This window comes from Prevotella pallens ATCC 700821 (assembly GCF_000220255.1).
Lineage (GTDB): Bacteria > Bacteroidota > Bacteroidia > Bacteroidales > Bacteroidaceae > Prevotella > Prevotella pallens.
This window is the reverse complement of the sequence record NZ_GL982513.1, coordinates 1,820,936-1,846,767: the sequence shown is the minus strand read 5'-3', so window position 1 is coordinate 1,846,767 and position 25,832 is coordinate 1,820,936. Positions and strand designations below refer to the sequence as shown.

Below are 25,832 nucleotides of genomic sequence, written 5' to 3'. Positions count from 1 at the left end.
GTAAAATATGGCACGATGCGCTTGGGCTGATACACATCCGCTACTTCAAAAATACCATGACGAACATTGGGGCGTACCTGTTGACGACGATAAAGTACTCTTTATGTACCTTATAATGGAGTGTATGTCATGTGGATTATCGTGGTTACTAATGCTGAAAAAGCAAGAAACATTTCGCATTTGCTTTGCTAACTTCGACTTTAAACAAGTAGCTCGCTTCACAGCCGCCGATGTTCAGCACATTCTTAATACTGAAAGTATGCTGAAAAGCCAACGCAAAATAGAAGCAATGATTGCCAATGCACAAGCTTTTCTTCGCATTATCGAAGAGTTTGGCTCCTTCAACGAGTATATATGGCAATTCTCTAAGGGTAAGACTTTGGTTTATCCCTCTCACCAAAAACGCCTTTGCACACGCAACGCATTGAGCGATAAGGTGGCTAAAGATATGAAAAAGCGTGGCTTTAAATATGTTGGTTCGGTTATTATATATAGCTACTTGCAGGGCATAGGACTTATAAACGATCACCTATCTTATTGCGATTGTTACAATAGGAAATAGCTTTACTTTGTAAAGATACTTCTCTTAAAAAGAGATAACCATACTTTGACTTTGCAAAAACGGTTCTTTTGCAAGGTAAAAGCCATACTTTTGCAACACAAAAACCACACTTTTAAGCGGCAAAAAACACACTTTTGCAATACGTTGATAAATAGATGGTTACATAAGGAATATGTTTATAAAAAAATATTTACACTTTTATGATTTCTCTCCCCTTACATTATATATAGTAGAACCTCCATATTAGAAAGTTCATACCTGAGTTTATGCAGGGTAAAGAGAATTTCAGCGAACAGCCATAATCCTCCTACTACATTTTATTTGTGCCGATATCCAACAGAATTTTAACCGTTTCTTTCGTCTATCTCACTCCTTTTCGTTATCTTTGCATAAGATAGGCAGCACTCGATAAACTAAGAGTGAACTCTCTTTTATACTCGTTTGCACTATCTTTGCATAAGATAGGCAGCACTCGATAAACTAAGAGTGAACTCTCTTTTATACTCGTTTGCACTATCTTTGCATAAGATAGGCGGCACTCGATAAACTAAGAGTGAACTCTCTTTTATACTCGTTTGCACTATCTTTGCATAAGATTATCTTACTCGAAAACAACCAACCTAATGGATATAAAGAATAAAATAGATTGCTTTGTTCCTTGCGATAACGCTCAGCAAGCACAACAATATGCAATGCAATTCATAAACGAAAACGAAGTGGCAAAGGTTTTTATGCTCACTTCTGATGATATTAATGGTAGCGAAAAAATAGCAGAAGACATTGGCTATATACACGTTGATAACATTCTTTCTACGGAAACAATGTTGAAAATGGCACAAAATGCTACTGCCGACTACGTGCTTTTCTACATGAAAACATCGCCCATTACATTGGGTTACCACGCTTTAACACGCCTTGTGCATGTCGCTACCGACACAAAGGCAACCTTAACCTATGCCAACCGCTATTCTGTTGAAGCAGGAAAAGTGGTTCGCCACCCTGTTATCGACTATCAGGCAGGTAGCCTTCGCGACGATTTCGATTTTGGTTCGTTGGTTCTCATTAATGCAAAGATGCTTCGTGAATATGCTGAACAAACAGAAAAGGCTGGCTATAAGTTTGCTGGTTGGTACGATTTGCGCTTGTATTTAAGTAGAAAAGGTAAGATTTTCCACTTAGACGAATACCTTTATACAGAAGAGGAAGACGACTTACGCAGAAGCGGAGAAAAGCAATTCGACTATGTAAATCCTCGCAATCGTGAGGTACAAATAGAGATGGAACGCGCTGCAACAGCTCATTTGTATGCTGTTGGTGGACTGGTTGATACTAAGAAGTATAGACAACCCGACTTTACAAGTGGTAATTTTGCTGTTGAGGCTACTGTTGTTATCCCCGTTTTCAATCGTGAAAAGACCATTCGCGACGCTGTTTCGTCGGCTTTAGCACAGAAAACCAACTTTAAATACAATGTTATTGTTGTAGACAATCATTCATCTGATAGGACAACAGAGATACTTTCGGAGATTGCTAAGACCGATAATCGATTGGTACACCTTGTTCCTAATCGCACCGACCTCGGCATTGGAGGCTGTTGGAACTATGCTGTGAACAGTGAACATTGCGGTAGATTTGCCGTACAACTGGACAGTGATGACCTCTATTCATCTGAACAGACGTTGCAAAAGATTGTTGATGCCTTCCACGAACAGCAAGCAGCAATGATAATAGGCTCGTATCGTATGTGCGATTTCGACCTTAACACACTCCCTCCAGGATTGATTGACCACGCAGAATGGACAGAAGACAACGGTTGCAACAATGCGCTTCGCATCAACGGCTTAGGTGCGCCGCGTGCATTCTATACTCCTTTGGCGCGTGAAGTACAGTTTCCAAACACCAGTTACGGCGAAGACTACGCCATGGGCTTGGCTTTTAGCCGTCAATTCCGTATCGGGCGCATTTACGAAGAACTATATTTGTGCCGTCGTTGGGGTGGAAACAGCGATGCTGCGTTAAGTATTGACCGTGTAAACGCAAACAATTTGTACAAAGATCGCCTACGAACAATAGAACTAATAGCACGTCAGCAACTCAACAAACAAGGCGAAGAGGAGGGCGCAAAAGGTTTAGAGCCTTTTTTTACAGCCAACTGAACCAATGGAAAGATGTCCAAAAGCGGTTCAGTGACTTACGTTTGGTAAAGACAAAGCGGCTCAATAATGGCTTAAAGCTACAATTTAACCCTGCAAGAATGGTGAGTACAGGGGCAAAGATAGACAAGGCTACCATTGCAAAGCGTCCTTGCTTCCTTTGCAAAGATAATCGTCCGCAGGTACAAATAAGTCTTCCGTTTGGTAAAGAGTTCGATATATTGGTGAATCCTTTCCCCATTTTGCCTGTCCATTTCACCATTGCGGCACGTCAACATCAGCTTCAGCTTATACAAAAGCATTATGCTGACTTGCAAAAACTTAGCGATGATTATCCAAAACTTATGTTCTTCTACAACGGTCCTAAGTGTGGCGCAAGTGCACCAGACCATCTTCACTTCCAAGGAGGCACAAGTGGCATGCTGCCAATACAGGAAATGTGGAGCAAACTCGATGCTACTGCACAACCGTTATTAAGAATGAACGAGGTAGAAGGCATCTTTGAGATTGTTAATTTTGCTTATCCTGCTATTGCTATTAAGAGTAGAAGCGTTGAAAACGGCGTAAAATTGTTCAGTATAGTGTACAATTCGCTGCCTCAACAGGCTGACGAGGTGGAACCAATGATGAACATTGTTGTATGGAAAGAGGGTTTAGACACAGTGTCTGTTATATTTCCACGACGCAAACACCGCCCAGATTGCTATTCAAAGGAGGGCAACGAACAATATTTAATAAGTCCAGGCGCATTGGATATGGGCGGTTTGCTTATTCTTCCACGCCAAACCGACTTTGAAAGAATAAACGAAAAGCTTTTATTAAAGGTTATGCAAGAAATCGTTTTGCCCGCTGAAACGATGCAGGAAGTAACTGAAAAGATAAGAAATAAAGGAGAATAACAATAAAGAAGAATGGAAACGAGTAATATAAAAAAGGAACCAATCGTTTCAGTAGGTATTGTTAGCGCAAGCAAATTGTGCTTTTCACTGAATGCTCCCTATGCCGTTTGCAGCTTAGAACAATGTGGTAAGCAGGTTGTAGAACTATCAGAAGGTCGTATTCTATGGGAAAACAACTTCTACGATGAACTCCTTTTCGAACCAAATGATACTCAATCGTCGTTTACACTCGAAGATGTTACCATCGGAGTAAACTTCCATTGGGAGCGAAAAGAAGCACAAACATTCTTAGGGAAGTTGCGTTTTATAGTAGAAAACAACAATATCTGCGCCATCAACGAACTTCCAGTTGAGACTTATCTTATCAGTGTTATCTCTTCGGAAATGCGTGCTACATCGTCGTTGGAACTATTAAAAGCGCACGCTGTTATATCGCGTAGTTGGCTTTTGGCACAAATGGAACAACGAAAAGCAGAAAACAACAACGCAGTAAAGCAACCTTCGCTATTCAAAACAGACGAAGAGATAGTGCGTTGGTACGATCGCGAAGACCACAAACACTTTGATGTGTGTGCCGATGACCATTGTCAGCGTTATCAAGGTATAACAAAAGCTGCCAATAAACATGTTGTAGAGGCTATTAAACAGACAGCAGGAGAGATACTAACAAGCCGTGGCGAGATTTGCGATGCACGGTATAGCAAGTGTTGTGGCGGTGCAGTTGAAGAGTTTCAATATTGCTGGGAGAACATTAAAAAGCCTTATCTGCAGGCTCTTCCCGATACGATGCCCGACACAACGTCTCTACCCAATCTTACCAACGAGGCAGTTGCACGTCAGTGGATACTATCATCGCCCAATGCTTTCTGCAATACAACCGACCAAAAGGTACTATCTCAGGTACTAAATGATTTCGATCAAGAAACAACAGACTTCTATCGGTGGACTCAAATCTACTCGCAAGCAGAAGTAAAGCAGCTCTTAGAAGAAAAACTGGCAATGCAGTTTGGCGATATTATTGACCTGATTCCTATGGAAAGAGGTAAGAGCGGGCGCATTTACAGACTTAAAATAATAGGTACACAACGTACACTCATCATTGGAAAAGAGCTTGAAATAAGGCGTGCACTTAGCAAAAGCCACCTATACAGTTCGGCATTCGTTATCGAAAAGGTAGATATAAAAGATGGAGTGCCACAGCAATTCATTATAAAAGGAGCTGGTTGGGGACACGGAGTAGGACTTTGTCAGATTGGAGCTGCTATGATGGGAGTGCAAGGATATCGCTACGATGAGATTTTACTACACTATTATAAAAGTGCTGAAATAACAAAAGCATACTAATACAGAGACGTCAGCAATGCGATACGTATAAGTTAGCAAGTCAGCATTATTACATTAGATACTTGAAATAAAGAACTGAAACAAGCGAATGGATACGAACAAACAAACAAATATTAAAGTTTGGCTATGGCTACCCACAATATATTTTACACGAGGATTACCTTATGTTATTGTGTTTCTTGTTTCGCTGGTCTTCTTTAATCGTATGGGGCAATCGAATAGCACCATTACATTGAATACTTCGTGGACTTTTATTCCTTTTATTCTGCGTCCACTATTAGGCAGAATTGTTACAGGCTATGCCACAAAACGCTTTTGGGTGTTGGCAATGCAACTGCTTATGACAGTGTCAATGTTTGGTATAGCATTATCCATAACTACTTCTTATTGGGAAGTAACTTCTATGTCGTTCTTATTTATAACTGCATGCGCTGCCGTTGTACACGATGTGGCTGTAGCGAGATACTACAAACTTTGTATGCTACGCAAACTACCAAGTCTTAGTAGTGTACATTCTGTATTCTTGTTAATGGCTGTTGTAGTAGGAATGGGACTTCCACTGATATTAGCAGGTAATTTAGAAGTGATAAATAGAGTGGTTACAAAGTCGTGGGTAACCACCTTTTACTTTCTTGCAATTATTTTTTTAGTATTCTTTGTTTACCACGCAATAGTGTTACCACGTCCACAAGATAGACCCTCTATTCCTATTCGAAGTGGACTAACAAGGCGATGGTGGTTGGAAACTAAGACAACCTTTATGCAATTGCCTAACTATGCTATATTGCTATCATTTCTTTTATTGTTCTTGATACCCGAAGGAATGTTCTTTCGCATAGCTCCACTGTTCTTAATCGACCCAGGTAGTAACGGTGGATTGAGTCTTTCACCACAAGAATTAGGATTGGTTCAAGGTTCAGTGGGGGCTTTCTCTGCTATTGCAGGCTGCTTTGTTGGTCGTTATGCCATACAAAAGCGAGGCTTGTGGAATAATTTCTGGATTATGGTGTGTGCTATTACATTGCCTAAGATGCTGTATATCTATCTTAGTTATAGCTTTGTTTCTTCACTCTCAATAATCAATTTATGTGTTGCAATAGAGCAGTTTGGCTTTGGTTTTGGTATCACGCCATATATACTTGTGTTGCTTTTTTGCTCACAAGGCAAGTATTCCATTTTTCGTTTTTCTTTAGCAAGTGCTGTAGCAGCCTTCTCGCTTATGTCATCGGGTTGGTTTACAGGTATTCTGCAAGAATATTTGGGCTATCAACGCTTCTTCGTTATTGTGGCTATTGTGAACATACTACCATTCGTTGTGGCTGGTTTATTGAAACGAACGATACACTTAAACGATAAGAAAATATAAATGAAATGCCTTATATAATTCCATTTATAGGCTTCCTATAAACATTAAAGACACACATTTGTGAGAAAATAGTTACCTTTGCAAGGTATTTGAAAAAACGCTTCGTATGGAAAAGAAATATAAAATAGCAGTTGCTGGAACAGGATATGTGGGTTTAAGCATTGCAACACTATTGAGCCAACATCATGATGTGATAGCTGTTGATGTTGTGAAAGAAAAGGTAGACCTTATCAATAATAAACAATCGCCTATTCAAGACGATTACATTGAAAAATATTTATCAGAAAAAGAGTTGCACCTAAAGGCTACATTAGACGCAGAGAAAGCTTACTGCGATGCTGATTTCGTTGTAATTGCCACGCCAACTAACTATGATCCTGTGCGCAACTACTTCGACACAACACATGTAGAAGAGGTGATTGAACAGGTAATACGCGTGAATGCTAACGCTATTATGGTTATAAAATCGACTATTCCTGTGGGCTATACCGAGAGCGTACGACAAAAGTTTAACTGTGAAAACATTCTTTTTGCACCCGAGTTTCTACGCGAAAGCAAAGCATTGTACGATAATTTATACCCTAGTCGAATTATTGTTGCACGACCAGAAGGCGACGAACGATTAGATAAAGCAGCTCACAAGTTTGCCGAACTCTTAAAGGAGGGGGCTATAAAAGAGGATATCCCAACACTTTTCATGGGATTGACTGAGGCTGAAGCAGTGAAACTATTTGCTAATACATACCTTGCATTACGTGTAAGCTATTTCAACGAACTCGATACATACGCAGAAGTAAAAGGTTTAAATACATCTCACATTATACAAGGTGTATGTCTTGACCCTCGCATTGGTTCGTTCTACAACAATCCATCGTTTGGCTATGGTGGTTATTGCTTGCCAAAAGACACGAAGCAGCTCCTGGCTAACTACTCTGATGTCCCCGAAAACCTAATTCAAGCCATAGTAGAAAGCAACCGAACACGTAAAGATTTCATTGCAGACCAAGTGCTAAACAAGGCGGGATATTACGATTATAACGAACAAGGGAACTATAACCCTACAGTAGAAAAAGAATGTGTGATAGGAGTTTACCGATTAACGATGAAATCGAATAGCGATAACTTCCGTCAAAGTTCTATTCAAGGAGTTATGAAGCGCATAAAGGCGAAAGGTGCTAAGGTGTTGATTTACGAACCAACACTCGAGAACGGCACAACTTTCTTTGGTAGTTTGGTTGTAAACGACTTACAGAAATTTAAGACAGACTGTGATGAAATTATTGCTAACCGCTACGATAGTGCATTGGACGACGTAAGAGAAAAGGTTTATACACGAGATATTTTCCAATGCGATTAATGCAATAAATGAATTTATAATTCTCATCTAAATAAATCTCTCTCAAGTATTATAATATAGCTACATAACGGTTGTTGTTTTTTGTGATATCTAATTTGCAACTGATAGATATCTGAGACGAGCGTTATAGATATCTGAAACGAACATAACAGATATCTGAGAAAAAAGTAGCTATATATAGTTGGTTTTTCTATACATCTGAGATGTTCTATTTAGTTTGTACGTAAATTGTAGACACTGTTTATAATTTCTCCATCTATTCTTTACTGAACTCAAAATAAGCTATATACAAGGCAAATGCTCTTGCCTTGTATAGTTTGTTTATTGCTTATTTTCAGTAACAAAAATACTACTAGGTGTTCGTTGTAAAGTAAATCACTATTCTTACCCTTCTTGCAATAAAATAAAGGTTACTTAGGTTCTAATGATCGATAGTAGTTAAACAAAAACACAATGGCCAATGTAAAAGAAACAATAAATCTGCAAGAAAAGCGATAGTTCTACCTTTCTTTGTCTATTCCATGTAAATGTAGTAACTTTGCAACCGGTTATCAGAATGATAGCTAAGGGGTGCTTGTTCGTTTGAACTTGCTGAGAATAAACCCATGAACCTGATACGGGTAATGCCGTCGTAGGGAAACTCCCCTTATATTCTATTATATCAAATACATAATATGAAAAAGCAATTGATGATTGTTGCATTAGCTTGTGCAGTGAGTGTGCAAGCTCAAAGAACTGACACATTGAAAAGTCAGGAACTTCAAGAGGTTATAGTGGCTGGAGTTAGAGCACGAAAGAATGCTCCATTTGCTGTGGCTAATATTAAAAAGGCAGAGTTGTCGAACTTCTCTGTAACAGGACGTGAGCTTCCTTTTTTGTTTGCCCATACTCCTGGTGTGTTTGCTTGGGGCGAGAACGGTCTTGGAACGGGTACGGCTGCAATGCGCATTCGTGGTGCTGGTGGCAGTCGTATCAACATAACTCTTGATGGGATTTCGCTTAATTCACCTGAAGACCAAACAGTTTTCTGGGCAAATATGAACTCTTATGGTGCACTAATGAACAGCGTACAAATTCAACGTGGTATCGGAACATCTACTAATGGTGATGGGGCGTTCGGTGGCTCTATCTCTTTGGCAACAGCTACACCAAACCATCAACCTACTGTAGAAGTGAGTGGGTCGTTTGGAACATACAATACATATAATGCAGGTGTAAACTTCTCAACTGGTTTATTGGGCAATCATTTTATCTTCGATGGTGCTTACCACGAAACAGCCACAGATGGATATCTCCATGGTACGGCAGGAAGGTCGGGCTCTTACTATGGTGGGCTGACATACGTAAGCGATAACTTTCAGATAAGGTATAAAAACATCGGTAATTTTGAGAAGACAGGACAAGCGTGGAGTGGGGTAGTAGCTGGAAACGACGATGCTACGCTAATGAGTAAAGATATTAAAACCTACAAAGACCTGTACAAACGTGGATTAGGCCGTTTTAATCCACTCTACGAGAAGTTGGTATTTGACGGCAATAGTTGGACTTTCTCTACCGACGCAAATGGAAACTACCAAACGCAACGTTACAAAATGGACGATGGAAGCTATTGGAAGAAGACCACTGATAACTTCTATCAGAACCACAATATACTCTCGGCAGTATGGAAAAGCAATGTTGCTTGGTCGCATAATATAGCTTTACATTATACTTATGGATACGGATATTACAGTGAGTTTCGTCCAAACAATAAGTTTAGTAAGTTCGGGCTTATAGCAACCGATGTAAATGGGAAAAATATTAAGCGTAGCGACTTTGTGAGAAAGAAGGGATTAACACAGCATACTTACGGCATTCTTTACAATGTAAATTACAAAAACGATTGCTGGGATATACTCGGTGGTATTAACTTACAGCAATTCCGTGGTAACCACTTCGGCTATCTTACATACATATCTAATAAAGGTCAGGTTCAGAACTTTAACGGATTGAAGTATTACGACTCTGATGGAGACAAGAACGACTATAGTGTTTTTGCGAAAGCAACTTACTATTTGCACACCTACTGGAGTTTGTTTGCCGACATACAGTATCGTTATGTGAACTACAAAGCCAATGGCAAGAATGATAAGTTCTACGAATTGGCAAATGGTAGTTATACTAATCAGATTTTAAATATTAACGAAAACTATAACTTTGTGAACCCTAAGGCTGGTATCAGTTATAATAATGGAGGGCACAAGGCTTATTTCTCTATAGCGTATGCAAGCCGTGAACCAGAACGCAACAACTTTACAGACAACGGGAAGTATCCTGCACCTAATGCAGAACACCTATTCGATGTAGAAATAGGTTATCAATACGCAGTAAATAAATGGAATGTGGGAACGAACTTATACTATATGGGCTATAAAGATCAGTTTGTTCAGACAGGCGAACAAAGCGATATTGGCGAGAATCTTACAACAAACGTAAAAGATTCCTATCGTATGGGAGCCGAATTATCAGCAGGCTGGAACGCTACTTCGTGGCTTACATTAGAGGGAAATGCTGCTCTGAGCATTAATAAAATTAAGAACTTCGATGAGTTTGTAAATAATTGGGACAATAAAAAGATGCCATTGAAAGTGCATTACGACAACTCTACTCTCGCTTTTTCACCTTCGACTATTCTCAATGGCTTTATGAACTTCCATTATAAAGGTGCACAATTTGTTTGGCATACAAACTATGTGAGCCGCCAGTACTTGGATAACTCCGAAAACATAGACCGTTCACTCCCTGCTTTTTCACAAACGGATATAAATCTCAATTATGTTCTGAAAACCAGTAAACAGCATTGTGGGCTAAGGGAGATTGTTTTCGGACTTAATTTCAACAATATTTTCAATAACCATTATGCTGCAAGTGGTTGGGTTTACAGTGCTGTGAGTGAAAAGAATAAATACACAAACGACAACCGCTATTATCAGATAGGTTTTATGCCAATGGCTGGATTCACAATGATGGGTAACATTACACTGAAGTTCTAAAAACTAAACTACCTCTCTTTGTTATCGTGAGAGCGAAGAGAGGTAGAATATATATAAAAAAGAGCTAAATGCTAAACAATATTATTCAATACTTTCAAGATGCTAGTACCTATCAAGTATTAGACTTAGTTGGTACTATTATCGGATTAATTTATATCTACCAAGAGTACAAGGCTAGCATTTGGCTTTGGCTTACGAGTGTACTCATGCCTATTGTTTATAGTTTTGTTTATTACGAAGCAAAATTATATGCAGACTTCGGTATGCAGCTTTATTACATTGTTGTTTCTATATATGGCTACCTTTATTGGCGGTTTGGTAAGAAGAAGAAAGACAACGAAGCAATTCCTATAACACGCTTTCCAAAACGGAGAATTATACCTGTAATAGTGGCTTTTATAGCTTTGTGGAGTTCTGTTTATTATATTTTAATTACTTTTACAAACTCTACTGTCCCTGTATTAGATAGCTTTGGTAATGCATTAAGTATAATCGGACTATGGGCATTAGCTAAAAAATACATAGAGCAATGGTGGGTCTGGTTTGTAGCAGATATAGAATTGTCGGCTCTCTATTTTTATAAAGGCATACCATTTACTGGTGGACTCTATGCATTTTATGCGCTTATAGCTATTGCTGGGTATTTTAAATGGAAACGAATGATGCGAGAAGAGAAATATACGAATTAGAGAATAAAAGCAATGAGAGAACTGAAGAATGAATACGATGTAGTGATACTTGCGGCAGGCGATTTCCCTACAAACGAAACTGCAATACATATTCTGCGCACTGCAAAACATCTGATTGCATGCGATGGAGCTGTAGAAGAACTTTTGAGAATGGGAATTGAACCAGAAGTTATTGTAGGTGATGGCGATTCTGTTTCGACAGCTACAAAGGTGAAATATCAATCCATATTTCATACAATAGTAGAACAGGAAGACAACGATTTAACAAAGGCTACAAAGTATGCCTTGCAATATTTCGCTTTAAAAGGGCAGCCAACATTTTGTTTTTTGGGTACAACAGGCAAACGAGAAGACCACACATTAGGAAACATAGCATTACTTCTACATTATTATAAATGCCTAAACATTGTGCCAACAATGGTTACCAACTATGGTTGGTTTACTGTTTCGCAGGGTAAAACAACATTTGCTTCTTTTCCACACCAACAGGTAAGTGTTTTTCAGATAGGTGGCAAATGCTTAGAAAGCGAAGGATTGAAGTGGGAATTATATCCCTTTAGCGAGTTATGGCAAGGAACATTAAACGAAGCTATTGAATATTCGTTCACCATTAATAGCGATTCGACTTATTTGGTTTATCAAACGCATAAACCAAAAGAATATGGATTAGAATAAGTAAGAGGTGGCTTAAAGTTTCAGTTTAAATGAGTTCTCAATGGTTGAGAGTTCAGCTGTGAAGCCTTTATCTACTTGTAGACGCTTCTCTATTTGAGAACAACTGTGAAGTACTGTGCTGTGGTCGCGACCTCCAACAAGTTTTCCTATACGACTTGCTGGCATTTTTGTATGTTTTTGTGCTAAGTACATACTTACCTGACGAGCCAATACTATATCTTGTTTACGTGAGCGAGAGTTTACAGCAGTGGTAGTTACGTTGAAGTGTGAGCAAACCTTATCTATTATTTCATCTATGGTTAAAGGTTCGTCGTCTATTTTTACCGAACGTTTAATTACTCTTTCTGCTAAGCGCATATCTATATTGCTGTTGTAAACAACACTATAAGCCAATAGAGAATTGATGACTCCTTCTAAATCGCGTACACTTCCATTGGCTGTTTGGGCTATAAACTGCACAACATCGTCTGGTATATTCAATCCATCGCGCTTAATCTTACTATTCAATATATCTATACAGAGTTGTACGTTAGGCTTCTCAAGCTCTGCAATAAGTCCACAAGCAAAACGTGTTAATAAACGTTCGTTCATACCTTTAAGCTCTACTGGTGGTCGGTCAGAAGCTAAAATAATACGCTTTCCATTCTTAAACAAGTGGTTAAAGATATGGAAGAAGGTATCTTGTGTCTTGGTTGCAGTTATCCATTCTTGAATATCATCAACAATTAAAACGTCTATTGTTTGATAGAAGTTAATGAAATCGTTGGTAGTATTATTCAAAACAGAGTTTGTATATTGCACCTGAAATAAGCGGGCAGATATATACAAAACACGTTTTTGTGGATAAAGCTGTTTTATTTTTAATCCTATTGCATTAATAAGGTGAGTCTTTCCACAACCAGAAGGACCAAAAATAAACATCGGATTGAACTGTGTGGTGTTTGGGTGTTCTGCAATTGACAAGCCTATAGAGCGTGGCAACTTATTGCTATCGCCTTCAATATAATTTGAGAACGACTTGTGCAAATCTAATTGTGGATCTATGTCTTGTAGAACTGCATCTAATGGCGTTGGACTTTGATTTGCACGATTAGTTGGTAGCTGTGTTTCAACATTATCAACAGTGTCCGATTGAATATCTTGCGTTAAGTTGTGAGTCTTATCGGTAACTATTCTATATTTTAGATGAATGCCTTTACCAAAGACACGGGTAAGCACTTTGCTCAACAAGTTCACATAGTTCTCTTCCAAATACTCGTATACGAATGGACTTGGGACTTGTACCAAAAGAATACTTGTGGTAGCGTCGAATGTCTCGAAAGTAATTGGTTTGAACCATGTTGTATACTGCTGCTCTGTTACATTCTCTTTAATAAGCTGCAGACACTGCTCCCAGAGTGCTTTGGGTTGAACTTTCATGCTTTAATATATATCTAAAGGGTTTCCTTATTAGTAAATAAATCAAATCATTCTCCTTAATACAAAGGCAATGCAAAGTTAGCAAAAAAAAGATGAATAGGAAATTAATACGTAGACTAAAATATAATACAGAAATGCTATAAAGTGTTGTTCGTTTGGTGCTTATAAGATTATTGCAATATAAGGTTTAAATATTAGTTTTGCATATATCTAATGTTGTATGTTCCAGATAGTTATATTGCCTTATAAGCAATATGTGTATAAAACATGAAACATAACCCTTTTGTGGTAAAAAAGTCTGATTGTCAATTAACTTACAACAGATGTTTAAAGTGTGGAACTTTAATATTTGTATTTAGACTTATTTTAAATAACAAGTATATTAACATATAAATAATATCTTACATCGTTGCGTACCATTGTTGCGCAGCACATCTATCCGCTTTTTGTTAACTACATCTAATAATTTCTACACTTATATAATGAGTTTCAGAACATTATATTGTTACATTATATAGAGATATAAAGGCTGTAGTTTTTTGTGATATCTAATTTGATATTGATAGATATCTGAGACGAACGCGACAGATATCTGTGACGAGCGTGATAGATATCTGAAACAAGAACCTCAAAAAACTGTCTGTCCTATTTTGTTTGTGTGTAGCTAGTAAGCATAGCTTATAGGCTCACACTTATTTCCTGCTGAACTTCCATCCATAAAACGTAATGGTGGTTTAACTTAAAGTACACGAGGACTTTAACTTAAAGTACACGAAGACTTTAACCTAAAGTATAAGAATACTTTAACTTAAAGTATAGTGGGGTGATAACAAAGAATACGGTAGCCTTATTTATAGTGAATAAAAAAAAGAACTTCAACCTTGCGATGCAGTTAATTTATAAATGGTATATTGCAATCGCAGTGCTGAAGTTCTTACGGTTTATTTATAGGAGAACTATTCTTTCGTTGTTTTTTGTTTTTTCTTTTCCGAATAAATAGCTACACAAATGGCAAGCAGAAGAACTATAAGAGCAGCATAAGCTATAGTTTCGGTTGTGCTAATGCTTGTTGGGTGGAAGTCGAGCACTACTTCGTGCTTACCAGCTTTTACGTTTAAGGCACGCAGAATGTAATTCACCCGACCGAGTTCGGCAGGTTGCCCGTCTATGGTAGCTGTCCAACCAGGGTAATAAACCTCTGAGAATACAACCACTCCGCCCTTTGTTGAGTTCACGGTGTAGGTCATATTGTTAGGTTCGTATTTTGTTAGAACGACACTTGCTGTAGAATCGTTAGTTTGTGTTTGTCCGAGTATAGGCTCAAACTTCTTGTCGGCTACAGCTTCGTGGCTTACATCTATCTTGCCTACTTCTGCATATTCAGCATTAGCATCAGCCACGTATGTAAGTTTGTCTACGAACCAACCATTACCTTGTGCATACGGATTTTGTATCGAAGTAGTAGCATTGCCTTGTAATGGAACTATAAAATATTTGGCATTGAGCATATTCAGTACGGGGAATAGCTTTCTGCCGTCTACTTCCGACATAACTCCACCCTTATTAGCTATGGCTTGCATAGCAGTTTGCATCTCAGGAGCAATGTATTTATCAATCATTTCTTGATAGCGACGAAGCTTGGCTGGGTGATATCCGCCAATGCTTTTATGGAAGTAAGATGTGTTGTTTTCGTTGAAGGCACCCGATGCGAAGTTTAGCACCCGGTACGATAAAGATTTATCTTTCAGTATTTGCAAATCAGTAGCAGTAGCCTGTTGTGGTGTATCGCGTTCGCTCTTAGGCACAAACATCTCGTCGTTTAAATAGCGTTTATCCACTTGCCAAAGGTCTATTAAGCAGAGAGCAGATATTCCAACAATAAGATAGATAGCTTTAATTTTCTGTGCCTTAAATAGTAAAAGCATAGCAACACCAATTATTATAATAACGATTGAACGCCAAGCATCGGCACTTACCATAGCACCACGCATAGTGGCAATGCTCGAAAGCATCATATTCTGAACATCAGGAGTCATTCCTTGAATGCTGGAAAGCATCTGACGCTCTTGATCTGATACGAAAGGTCCCATCATACTTGGCATTAACGCTATTGCGAGAGCTACACCTGCTGTAAGTGCAAAACTAGCATAAACATACTTCATATTCTTTGTTAGCACTGTAGGTTCGTCTACAATGCGCTTTAAAGCAAGTGCCGCAAGCAACGGAATGGTAAACTCTGCTATAACTAATATGCTGGCAACAGTACGGAATTTAGCGTACATTGGTACATAATCGAGGAAGAAATTGGTAAAGCCCATAAAGTTGTGTCCCCACGAAAGCAATATAGACAGTGCAGTAGCTGCCAGCAATGCCCACTTTATTGGTGTCTTAACAATGAACAAACCCAACACAAAGAGAAAAAGAACAAAGGCTCCCACATAAACAGGACCGCTCGTACCGGGCTGCGTTCCAAAGTATTGTGGTATAGCCTCGTATAGTTGTGGCAACATATTTTCAACCTCTGGGTTAGCCTTTGCCATAGCCGTTGCATTCTGACTTAATGGAACGCTTGCACCGCCTTTAGCATCGGGCACAAGCAAAGTTAGTGTTTCGTCTATTCCATAGCTCCATTGCGTAATGTAGTCGCGGTCGAGACCTGAACTTGTTTGATTAGCACTATTCGCTTTTGTCAGTTCGCTCTTGCCACGCATACTTTCCTTCTGATATTCCCAAGTGTGGTAAAGGTTCGAAATATTGATGGCTATACCTATCAATGCTGCTGCTATGAGAATGGCCGAAGCTTTAAAGAAATGTTGTAAACGCTTTTCGCGAATAGCTTGTACAAGGTAGGCTATTACCATAAACAGAACAATGAAAAGGTAGTAGTAGGTCATTTGCACATGATTAGCCTTAATTTCAAAGGCAGTAAACACTGCAGTAACAATGAACCCCCAAAGATATTTACCTCTATAAGCCAACACAACACCACCTATCATAGGTGGTAAGTACGCCAATGCCATTACCTTCCAAAGGTGTCCTGCAGCAATAATGATAAGGAAATAGGAAGAGAATGCCCAGATGATACTTCCTAATGCAGCCAACGACTGACGGAAGTTGAACGCACGAAGCAGAATGTAGAAACCTAAAAGATAGGCAAAAATGAACCAAACATAGTCTGGCAACCATAGATGATATGCCGACATTACTGCAGAAAGTCCATCGGTAGAATTATACGATGGAGAGATTTGATAGGTTGGCATACCACTAAAAACAGAGTTAGTCCAACGTGTAACCTCACCAGTGCGTTGTTCATACTGTGTAAGTTCCTGTCCTAAGCCTACACTTGCTTGTGAATCGTGGCGGAAAAGAATCTTGCCTTGCGATACAGGCACAAAGAAGTAAGCAAAAGAGATTACTGCAAAGATGACGATAACTATCGCATCGGGCAGACATTTCTTTAAAGTATTCATATCTTATTTGTATTTAAATTCGTTACAATGCGTGCAAAGATACAAAAAACTCATTACTTACGATTGGCTGTATTAACTTTTTCGTACCTTTGCAGTATGAAAATAGGAATTATAGTGGCTATGGACAAAGAGTTTATGCAGCTCAAGTCTATTCTCGAACATACAGAAACCGAATATCGTAACCACAAAGAATTTGTGATTGGTGTGGTTGGCAACAAAGATATAGTGTTGCAAAAGTGTGGCATAGGCAAGGTAAACTCTGCCGTTGGTGCTGTAGAAATGATAAACAACTATAAGCCCGACCTTATAGTTTCGAGTGGTTGTGCAGGCGGAGCTGACACTACACTGAATGTTATGGACGTGGTTGTGGCTACAGAATGTGTTTATCACGATGTTTCGTGTGGTAGCGAAGCGGCTAAAGGTCAGATTATGGGAATGCCTGCACGCTACACATCGCCCACAGAGTTGGTAGAGAAAGCTCTTTCGCTGAACTGTGTTACAGGCGAGAATAGTTTTACAGTGAGGGCTGGATTAACTGTTAGTGGCGACTATTTTGTTACTACCAAAGATAAGATGCTATCTATAATGAACGATTTCCCAGAAGCAACAGCAGTAGATATGGAGAGTTGCTCTATTGCGCAAGTGTGCTATATATATAATGTGCCTTTTGTTTCGTTCCGTGTTATCAGCGACATTCCACTGAAAGATACCGATGCTAGTATGTATTATGACTTCTGGAGCCAGATTGCCGAAGGTAGTTTCGAGGTTACAAAGCATTTTATCAATACTCTTTAAATACAGAATTTATTATGGATAAGATACCTTCTTTCACCATAGATCACAACCGTTTGTTGCGTGGTATATATGTTAGCCGACAAGACAAGGTTGGCAACGAGGTTGTAACTACTTTTGATATTCGAATGAAAGAACCTAACCGCGAACCTGCACTGCACATTGGTGCACTTCACACCATAGAACATTTGGCAGCTACCTACTTAAGAAACGATGCTGAATGGAAAGACCGTGTGGTGTATTGGGGACCAATGGGCTGTCTTACGGGCAACTATTTGATTCTAAAAGGCAACCTAAATTCGGCCGAGATAGTAGACCTTATGCACCGCACCTTCGAGTTTGTAGCTTCGTTCGAGGGCGAAATACCAGGCGCAGCCCCCAAAGATTGCGGCAACTATCTGCTTCACGACCTGCCGATGGCGCGCTGGGAAAGTCGCAAATTCGTAGACGAGGTATTGAATAAGATTACCGAAGACAACCTAATCTATCCGTTCCGCGAAGAATAATAATAAAAAAACTTTTACTTTCCAAATTGTTGTAATTCTTAAAAAAAAGAATTATATTTGCAACTAAACGGAAAGGTATCGTTTACCACTGACAAAAGCGTTCATAAACATTGCCCCCGTTCCGTCCCATTGTATGAGGCAAACGGGGGTAATTTGTCTAACTAATTATAAAAAAATACGACTATGAAACCAAAACTACTTTTCTCATTGTTTGCCATAGCAATAATGCTGATGGCAGCACTACCGACGCAGGCACAAAAGAACGAAGCGTATGTCGTAGTAAGCGACGACGGCGCAACGCTCACGTTCTATTACGACGCACAGAAATCGAGCCGAACAGGTACGGTGTATGGTATCAAGGAAACCCGATACCAAGGCAGATGCCCGGCTTGGGCAGGAGTTCCCGAAGCTAATAATACATGGACTACTACGGTCGTGTTCGATACATCGTTCAAGAACTACCGCCCGACAACCACACGTTGTTGGTTTGGCGATTGCAGAGCCTTGAAGAATATCACGGGTTGGGAAAATCTCAACACGTCTGAAGTAACCGATATGACGGAAATGTTCTTTGCTTGCACTTCCTTAACCTCGCTCGACCTATTGAACTTCAACACGGCAAACGTTACCAACATGAGTATGATGTTCATGCACTGCATTGCTCTGACCTCGCTCGACCTATCGAGTTTCAACACAAAGAACGTAACCAACATGAGGTACATGTTCTTCAACTGCAAAGCACTGTCTTCGCTCAATCTTTCAAGTTTTAACACGAAGAACGTAAGAAATATGAGCAGTATGTTCTCTGTCTGCGCCAATATGACCTCGATTAATGTCTCGAACTTCAACACCGAGAACGTAACCGATATGGAAGAGATGTTCATGAGTTGCACCAAACTGACATCGCTCAATCTTTCAAACTTCAATACAGCAAAAGTTACCCGTATGGGCTATATGTTCGGGGCTTGCTCAAACCTAACCGCACTTGACCTTTCGAGTTTCAATACGGCAAATACAATAAACATGGGAGAGATGTTCACTGAATGTCAAAACCTGACTTCGCTCAACCTATCAAGCTTTAACACAACTAACGTAACCAGTATGGCAAATATGTTTCGTGGTTGCAGCAGTCTGAAATCGCTTGACTTATCAAACTTCAACACGGCTAAAGTTGGTTTTATGGATAATATGTTCGACGGATGCATCAGTCTGACCACCCTCAACATTTCGAGTTTCAATACAAAGGAAGTAATCCATATGAGGAGTATGTTTCGGAACTGCAAGAAACTGACTTCGCTCGACCTGACAAATTTCAACACGAAAGGTACAGTATCGTTCAGCGAAATGTTCAGTCATTGCGAGTCTCTGACCACCATTTACTGTAATGATGCATGGAATTGCAGCACTGCAAAGGATATGTTCAGCTTCTGCGAGAAACTCAAAGGTGCAGTGGCATACGACAAGAACAAAACCGATGGGTCGATGGCAAACCCCGATACGGGATATTTCACAAGAAAAACACCATCGGGAATTTCGGCAGGCATGTCATCGAACAACGCTACCGTAAGAACTATTTACTCTGTCAATGGCAAGAAACAGAAGGAATTGCAGCATGGAGTAAATATCGTTCGTATGAGCGACGGAACGACGCGTAAAGTGTTGAAATAAACACTACTGTTTATTTACTTCACGCAACAATAGAAAATAAAAATTAAATGCGACATTAAACTGTAACATCATTGTATAAACCAAATATAATGATGTTGTGGTTTAATGGCTGATTGGTGTTTATTCGATAACATAGTGTAGCATAGCCACATTGCTTTATTCAGACAAGAAGATATAAGCTCTGTGTAAAGGGAGACAATCGTAGAAAAATGTATTCTTATATAATAGAATACCGAAAAACATATTGTTTATTAGATACTTATAATAATATTTGAGTCGAAATATAGCAGAATAAAAACACTCATAATCCTCATCTATGTAAATGTCTTTTAGGTACTATAGCGTAGACGTATAAAGGATACAGTTTTTTATGATGTCTAATTCGCAACTGACAGATATCTGAGACGAACGCGACAGATATCTGTGGCGAACGCAATAGATATCTAAAACAAGAGTGGCTAACATCTGAATGTTTTTTCTAAGTGTTTGATATACTCTATTTGATAGGTGAGTAGCCACTTGGCACTGCTTATAAATTTCTATCTATATATCACAAAATCAATACATTCTGTTTGAATTGGCAATTCAGTTATTTACAAATAATATCTTTGAATGCAATGTAATGATAAGCGAATACTCGTGCCCATAAACAAAAAGAGTCCATATCTAACCCTGATTGAGGGTTCCGATATTGGACTCTTAAAGTTCTATTGTTGGCAGAATAGTCTAATTCTGCTATTTGTTCTTCTTTGGTTTTCTTCTTGCCCAGCCTTCTTCAGAGAAGTCGGGAACTTCACCTTTCAGTTTAACATCATGCTGAAAAAACTTTCGCCAATCGCCAGTTTCGTTAGTCTCTATCTGTGTTTGTGCCTTGCTTTTCGGTTTGTTTTTATTTCCTTGACGACTGCCATTAGAATGATGCTTATTAGTATCTTCGTTGTTTCGCCTACCTTTTTGTGCTCCATTGCCACGACCATTACGACCGTGCCCACTTTCTTCAGCATCGTTGCAACGCACTTCGCGCTTTTTATAGGTAGTTCCGTTGAGTGCCTTCATCACTTTGTTGGCATCTTTTTCAGGCACTTCTATGTACGAAAATTTGCTCAATAAGTCAATGTGCCCCACAGCCTGTCTTCCGTGTACGTTTTTATTTATAAACTGCATTACTTCGCCCGGATAGAATCCATCGTCTTTTCCAAGATTTATAAATAAACGTTTGTAGCCCGCTTCTGGTGTGCGCAAACCTTTTCGGTTTCGTTCGCCACGACCGTTACGGCTACCACGTTCGCCATCTCGTTCACTACGTTTACCCGATGGTTTTTCTATTTCGGGCGCATTAGCATAGTATTCCAAGAAGCGATTAAAAGTCATACTAATGATTTTCTTAATAATATCTTCTTTGTCTATATATTCAAAGTGTCGATTAATTTCCTTCAAGAAAGGTTCAATCTCTTCTTCGTTAACATCAACTTTAATTATTTCGTCCATTGTTTTGTAAAGCTGCTTGCTGCAAATATCTTTTGCTGAAGGAAGCGTACCGTCTACAAACTGTTTCTGAATAATTTTCTCTATCGCCTTAACTTTAGAGCGTTCGCGCGAATGTATAATAGATATAGATGTACCTTTCTTTCCAGCGCGTCCAGTGCGACCGCTTCTGTGTGTATAGCTTTCAATGTCGTCAGGTAATCCATAATTTATTACGTGGGTCAAATCGTCTACATCTAGTCCGCGAGCAGCCACATCGGTAGCTACTAGAAATTGTACATTGTGCTGACGGAACTTCTGCATGGTTAAGTCGCGTTGTTGCTGACTAAGATCACCGTGTAAAGCCTCAGCGTTGTATCCATCGCGAATAAGCTTGTCGGCAATTTCTTGTGTTTCCACCTTCGTGCGACAAAATATAATAGCAAAAATGCTTGGATAATAATCAACAATACGCTTCAGAGCCAGATACTTATCTTTTGCGTGAACCATATAGTAAATATGGTTCACCTTTTCAGCCCCCTCGTTGCGGCTGCCCACAACAATTTCCTTGTAATCGTGTAGATAGCTTTTGGCAATATTCTCAATTTCTCGACTCATTGTGGCAGAAAACAACAGTGTGTTGCGGTCTGATGGTACTCCCTCGAATATAGCATTAATACTTTCTGAGAAACCCATATTCAGCATTTCGTCGGCTTCATCGAGCACAACATTGCATACAGCATCTAACTTTGCAACACCACGTTTCATCAAATCTATAAGTCGTCCAGGAGTTGCCACAATAATTTGTGCACCTTTACGCAGCTGTCTGCTTTGCATTTCAATAGATGCACCACCGTAAACAGCAGCAACATGAAGTCCATCAATATATTTAGAGAAATCGGAAATATCATCGGCTATCTGTAAACAGAGTTCACGTGTTGGACTTAGAATAAGAGCTTGTGTTTCTTTCTTTGTAGGGTCTATTTTTTGTAAAACAGGTATGCCGTATGCTGCTGTTTTACCAGTTCCAGTTTGTGCGAGTGCAATAACATCGTTGCCATTGCCTAATAAATATGGAATAACAGCCTCTTGAACAGGCATTGGTTGTTCAAATCCAAGTTCTTCTATTGCGTGGCGTATTTCTTCGCTTACGCCTAATTCTTCAAATGTTTTCAAAATGTTCTTTCTTTAAAGAAGTCTGAATGAGAAATATGTATTGATTAATCAATATTATTTAAGCACATTACAACGGTGTGCTTATCCTAATTTGCTATAAAAAATTAGCTACGAAATCCCTCAAACTTCTGTCTATTATTACTTGTTCACACAATTTAGTTGTCAGCCAGCCATAATAGACAACATTATGTTTGAACGCTGCAAAGGTACTGAAATAATTTGATATATAATGTTTTCGATTGTTTATTATGCTTCTTTTATGTAAAAGTTGTATCTTTGCACCTTACAGATGAACATAGAAGAACATATAAAAGAATGGAGATAATAAAGTTTCGCCCTATATTGAAACAGGTGCTATGGGGCGGCGATAAGATAATACCTTTTAAGCAACTCAACATCGAAATGGATCAAGTGGGTGAGAGTTGGGAAATATCTGGCGTGAAAAACAACGAAAGCATTGTAGCCAACGGGCAATACGAAGGTATGAAGCTAAACGATTTAGTAGCTTTGTTGAAAGGTAATCTCGTAGGGAAAGAGAATTATGAGCGTTTTGGTAACGAATTTCCATTACTCGTAAAGTTTATTGATGCTAAGAAACAACTATCTATACAAGTACACCCTGACGATGAACACGCTATAAGGAATGGACTGAAACGTGGTAAAACAGAAATGTGGTATATTATGGAAAGCGCACCTTATGCAACTTTGTTGAGTGGATTAAAACACAATATAACTCCGCAGGAATATAAAACAATGGTGGAAAACGATACCATAACCGATGCTTTGTGCGAATATAAAGTGCACGAAGGTGAAGTGTTTTATCTGCCTGCAGGACGTATTCATTCTATAGGTGCAGGCACATTCTTGGCTGAAATACAAGAAACAAGCGATATTACTTATCGTATTTACGACTTTAAACGTAAAGATAACGATGGAAATTATAGACAGTTGCACACAGAAAAAGCTGCAGAATGCATTGATTATAATGTAGAAGACGATTATCGCGCAAAGTATAAACCTTGTAAGAACAAAGGAATAGAACTGGTGCGATGTAAGCATTTTACAACATCGGTTTATGATTTGAACGAACCTATGCAGCTTGATTATAGCGAATTAGACTCGTTTGTGGTGCTAATGGCATTATCAGGAAAATGTATGCTTAGTACTAATGAACAAAATATAGAGCTAAGGGCTGGCGAAACTGTATTATTACCAGCAACAATACAAACTGTAAATGTATCTGGAGACGTGAAGTTCTTGGAAACTTTTGTTTAAGATTTCCCACAGGAACACGAATGGTTGAATATAGGATAAATTACTTATAACGCAATAACTATGGACATAATAGACAATGTGAACGGAGAAAGGCGACGTCAAGGACGAATAGAAGTTATTTGTGGAAGTATGTTCTCGGGTAAAACAGAAGAATTAATTCGCCGACTTAGACGTGCTAAATTTGCAAAGCAGAAGGTTGAAATTTTTAAACCTGCTATTGATGTACGTTATTCGGAAGAAGAAGTTGTGAGCCACGATAAGAATGCTATTCACTCTACACCCATTAATTCGTCGGGAAACATATTACTATTGGCGTCCGATATAGATGTTGTAGGTATAGATGAAGCCCAATTTTTAGACGAAGGACTTGTAGATATTTGTAACCAACTAGCCAATAATGGCGTAAGAGTTATTGTTGCTGGACTCGATATGGACTATAAAGGAATCCCGTTTGGTCCTATTCCTGCACTCTGTGCTATTGCCGACCAAGTAACAAAGGTACATGCTATTTGTGTAAAATGTGGTGCTCTTGCTTACGTTAGTCATAGATTAGTACCCAACGAACATAGAGTAATGCTGGGCGAACAAACCGAATACGAACCTTTATGTAGGGAATGCTATCAAAAAGTTTCGAAAGAAGAAGCACGAAAGAAAAATTAATAGCCTAAAAAGCTATAAAGAAATAACTCAATAAAAGAAGTATTATGTTTGAAGAGAAAATTACATTCGATAAATTTATACGCTGGTTTTTAGTTGCGGCTTTAATATTTGCCGTGTTCTATGTAGTAAATTATCTTAGCCACGCACTATTACCTTTCTTTATAGCGTGGTTTATTGCTTACTTGTTAAATCCAGTTGTAAAGTTTGTGCAATACAAATTGCGAGTTAAAGTGCGTCCAATAGCGGTTATTATAACAATGTTGTTGGTTGTAACTGTTATCTCGTGTGTTGTTTTTGCGATTGTTCCACCAATGATAGATCAAGTAGAGAAATTAGGCGATGCTGCTAATAAATATGTATTACATACTGCCAACGGAAACCGCATAATGGTAATGGTACGTGAATGGATACAGGAGTATTTACCACAAATACGCCACTATATTAACAGTGCAGACTTTACTGCTACAATAAAAAGTTCTATACCAAAACTATTTTCATTCTTAGGACAAACAGCAAGTATTGTTTTTAGTGTAATAGCATCGTTTATAACATTGCTCTATCTCTTCTTTATTTTACTCGATTACGAACGCTTAGCCAAAAACTTTATACGTATATTTCCAAAGAAACAACGCCCCTTCTGGACCGACTTAATGCAAGATGTAGAGTCTGAATTGAACAATTATATTCGTGGACAGGGTTTGGTTGGACTTACAATGGGCATTTTATTTTGTATTGGCTTTACCATTATCGACTTTCCAATAGCCATCGGAATGGGAATATTAATAGGTGTACTCACTCTAATACCATATATGCATGCATTAGCATTTATTCCAATGGTATTTCTATCGTTAATTAAAGCCGTAGATACCGGACAAAATTTCTGGGTAGTATTTGGAACAGCTACATTAGTGTTTGCTATTATCCAGATTATTAGCGACCTAATAGTAACACCAAAGATTATGGGGAAGGCTATGAATTTGAACCCGGCTATTCTGTTACTCTCACTTTCTGTATGGGGATCGTTGTTAGGTTTTATTGGTTTGATAGTAGCTCTGCCACTAACCACCCTTATTATTGCCTATTGGAAACGATATGTAACAAAAGAAGATAAAGAAGATACTGTTACTATAGAAGATTGTGAAAAGCAAGAGTAGGGGAGAAAGCACTCCTTATCTCTATTGATAGATATTTAGAAAATAGAACATAAAAGCCTCGTCCTCATTCCAAAATAAGAATGGAGTGAGGATTGTGCTATTAAATAAATAGATAAACTGTATAATAAGCCAAACATATAAAACACAATGCTTCGTTATTATATAGAACAC

18 protein-coding genes and 1 riboswitch are annotated in these 25,832 nt (G+C 38.8%); of the genes, 15 read left to right on the top strand and 3 right to left on the bottom strand.

What is annotated here, in order from left to right:
* The first annotated feature begins 7 nt into the window (after positions 1–7).
* From HMPREF9144_RS07210 to HMPREF9144_RS07165, 9 genes are all read left to right on the top strand, one after another.
* Complete coding sequence (locus HMPREF9144_RS07210) at positions 8–562, top strand: DNA-3-methyladenine glycosylase I (RefSeq protein WP_006045269.1); 555 nt, start codon at positions 8–10, stop codon at positions 560–562.
* Positions 563–1,185: 623 nt separating this feature from the next.
* Positions 1,186–2,718 carry a glycosyltransferase family 2 protein gene (locus HMPREF9144_RS07205; RefSeq protein WP_006045267.1) on the top strand — a complete coding sequence of 511 codons (1,533 nt, stop codon included), beginning with the start codon at positions 1,186–1,188 and terminating at the stop codon, positions 2,716–2,718.
* 41 nt (positions 2,719–2,759) lie between these two features.
* Positions 2,760–3,614 carry a DUF4922 domain-containing protein gene (locus HMPREF9144_RS07200; RefSeq protein ID WP_040595417.1) on the top strand — a complete coding sequence of 285 codons (855 nt, stop codon included), beginning with the start codon at positions 2,760–2,762 and terminating at the stop codon, positions 3,612–3,614.
* A gap of 12 nt (positions 3,615–3,626) precedes the next feature.
* Positions 3,627–4,958: a SpoIID/LytB domain-containing protein gene (locus HMPREF9144_RS07195; protein ID WP_006045265.1), complete on the top strand. Its 1,332-nt coding sequence runs from the start codon at positions 3,627–3,629 to the stop codon at positions 4,956–4,958.
* Between the two features lie 88 nt (positions 4,959–5,046).
* Positions 5,047–6,324 (top strand): MFS transporter, encoded by a 1,278-nt coding sequence (locus tag HMPREF9144_RS07190; protein ID WP_006045264.1) that lies wholly within the window; start codon positions 5,047–5,049, stop codon positions 6,322–6,324.
* Positions 6,325–6,430: 106 nt separating this feature from the next.
* Positions 6,431–7,681, top strand: coding sequence for a nucleotide sugar dehydrogenase (locus HMPREF9144_RS07185; protein WP_006045263.1), 1,251 nt, complete (start codon positions 6,431–6,433; stop codon positions 7,679–7,681).
* Positions 7,682–8,237: 556 nt separating this feature from the next.
* A riboswitch (TPP riboswitch) is annotated at positions 8,238–8,336 on the top strand.
* 19 nt (positions 8,337–8,355) lie between these two features.
* Positions 8,356–10,713: a TonB-dependent receptor gene (locus HMPREF9144_RS07175; protein WP_006045262.1), complete on the top strand. Its 2,358-nt coding sequence runs from the start codon at positions 8,356–8,358 to the stop codon at positions 10,711–10,713.
* Positions 10,714–10,781: 68 nt separating this feature from the next.
* The gene (gene pnuC, locus HMPREF9144_RS07170; RefSeq protein WP_006045261.1) at positions 10,782–11,402 is read left to right on the top strand and encodes a nicotinamide riboside transporter PnuC; all 621 of its coding nucleotides are present in this window, start codon (positions 10,782–10,784) and stop codon (positions 11,400–11,402) included.
* Positions 11,403–11,414: 12 nt separating this feature from the next.
* Positions 11,415–12,077 (top strand): thiamine diphosphokinase, encoded by a 663-nt coding sequence (locus HMPREF9144_RS07165; protein WP_006045260.1) that lies wholly within the window; start codon positions 11,415–11,417, stop codon positions 12,075–12,077.
* A gap of 12 nt (positions 12,078–12,089) precedes the next feature.
* On the opposite strand, the gene dnaA is transcribed toward HMPREF9144_RS07165, so the two are convergent.
* Together dnaA and HMPREF9144_RS07155 are read right to left on the bottom strand one after the other, a co-directional pair.
* Positions 12,090–13,496: a chromosomal replication initiator protein DnaA gene (gene dnaA, locus HMPREF9144_RS07160; protein WP_006045259.1), complete on the bottom strand. Its 1,407-nt coding sequence runs from the start codon at positions 13,494–13,496 to the stop codon at positions 12,090–12,092.
* Between the two features lie 956 nt (positions 13,497–14,452).
* The gene (locus HMPREF9144_RS07155; protein ID WP_006045258.1) at positions 14,453–16,966 is read right to left on the bottom strand and encodes a YfhO family protein; all 2,514 of its coding nucleotides are present in this window, start codon (positions 16,964–16,966) and stop codon (positions 14,453–14,455) included.
* Positions 16,967–17,062: 96 nt separating this feature from the next.
* Between HMPREF9144_RS07155 and HMPREF9144_RS07150 the strand changes: the two genes are divergently transcribed.
* The 3 genes from HMPREF9144_RS07150 to HMPREF9144_RS07140 all read left to right on the top strand — a co-directional run bounded on the left by HMPREF9144_RS07150 (position 17,063) and on the right by HMPREF9144_RS07140 (position 19,932).
* Entirely contained in the window at positions 17,063–17,761 is a 699-nt protein-coding gene (locus HMPREF9144_RS07150; RefSeq protein WP_006045257.1) for a 5'-methylthioadenosine/adenosylhomocysteine nucleosidase, read from the top strand.
* Between the two features lie 14 nt (positions 17,762–17,775).
* Positions 17,776–18,264, top strand: coding sequence for an S-ribosylhomocysteine lyase (locus tag HMPREF9144_RS07145; RefSeq protein WP_006045256.1), 489 nt, complete (start codon positions 17,776–17,778; stop codon positions 18,262–18,264).
* A gap of 183 nt (positions 18,265–18,447) precedes the next feature.
* Entirely contained in the window at positions 18,448–19,932 is a 1,485-nt protein-coding gene (locus tag HMPREF9144_RS07140) for a BspA family leucine-rich repeat surface protein (protein WP_006045255.1), read from the top strand.
* A 735-nt stretch (positions 19,933–20,667) separates the two neighbouring features.
* Here HMPREF9144_RS07140 and HMPREF9144_RS07135 read toward each other — a convergent pair.
* Positions 20,668–22,572 (bottom strand): DEAD/DEAH box helicase, encoded by a 1,905-nt coding sequence (locus tag HMPREF9144_RS07135; RefSeq protein ID WP_006045254.1) that lies wholly within the window; start codon positions 22,570–22,572, stop codon positions 20,668–20,670.
* A 315-nt stretch (positions 22,573–22,887) separates the two neighbouring features.
* On the opposite strand from HMPREF9144_RS07135, the gene HMPREF9144_RS07130 reads away from it, so the two are divergent.
* Genes HMPREF9144_RS07130 through HMPREF9144_RS07120 form a run of 3 tightly spaced genes read left to right on the top strand, consistent with a single transcriptional unit; the run spans position 22,888 to position 25,661 of the window.
* Entirely contained in the window at positions 22,888–23,847 is a 960-nt protein-coding gene (locus HMPREF9144_RS07130) for a type I phosphomannose isomerase catalytic subunit (protein WP_040595415.1), read from the top strand.
* Between the two features lie 60 nt (positions 23,848–23,907).
* Complete coding sequence (locus HMPREF9144_RS07125; protein WP_006045252.1) at positions 23,908–24,507, top strand: thymidine kinase; 600 nt, start codon at positions 23,908–23,910, stop codon at positions 24,505–24,507.
* A gap of 44 nt (positions 24,508–24,551) precedes the next feature.
* A complete protein-coding gene (locus HMPREF9144_RS07120; RefSeq protein ID WP_006045251.1) occupies positions 24,552–25,661 on the top strand; it encodes an AI-2E family transporter in 1,110 nt (369 codons plus the stop codon).
* The last annotated feature ends 171 nt before the right edge of the window (positions 25,662–25,832 follow it).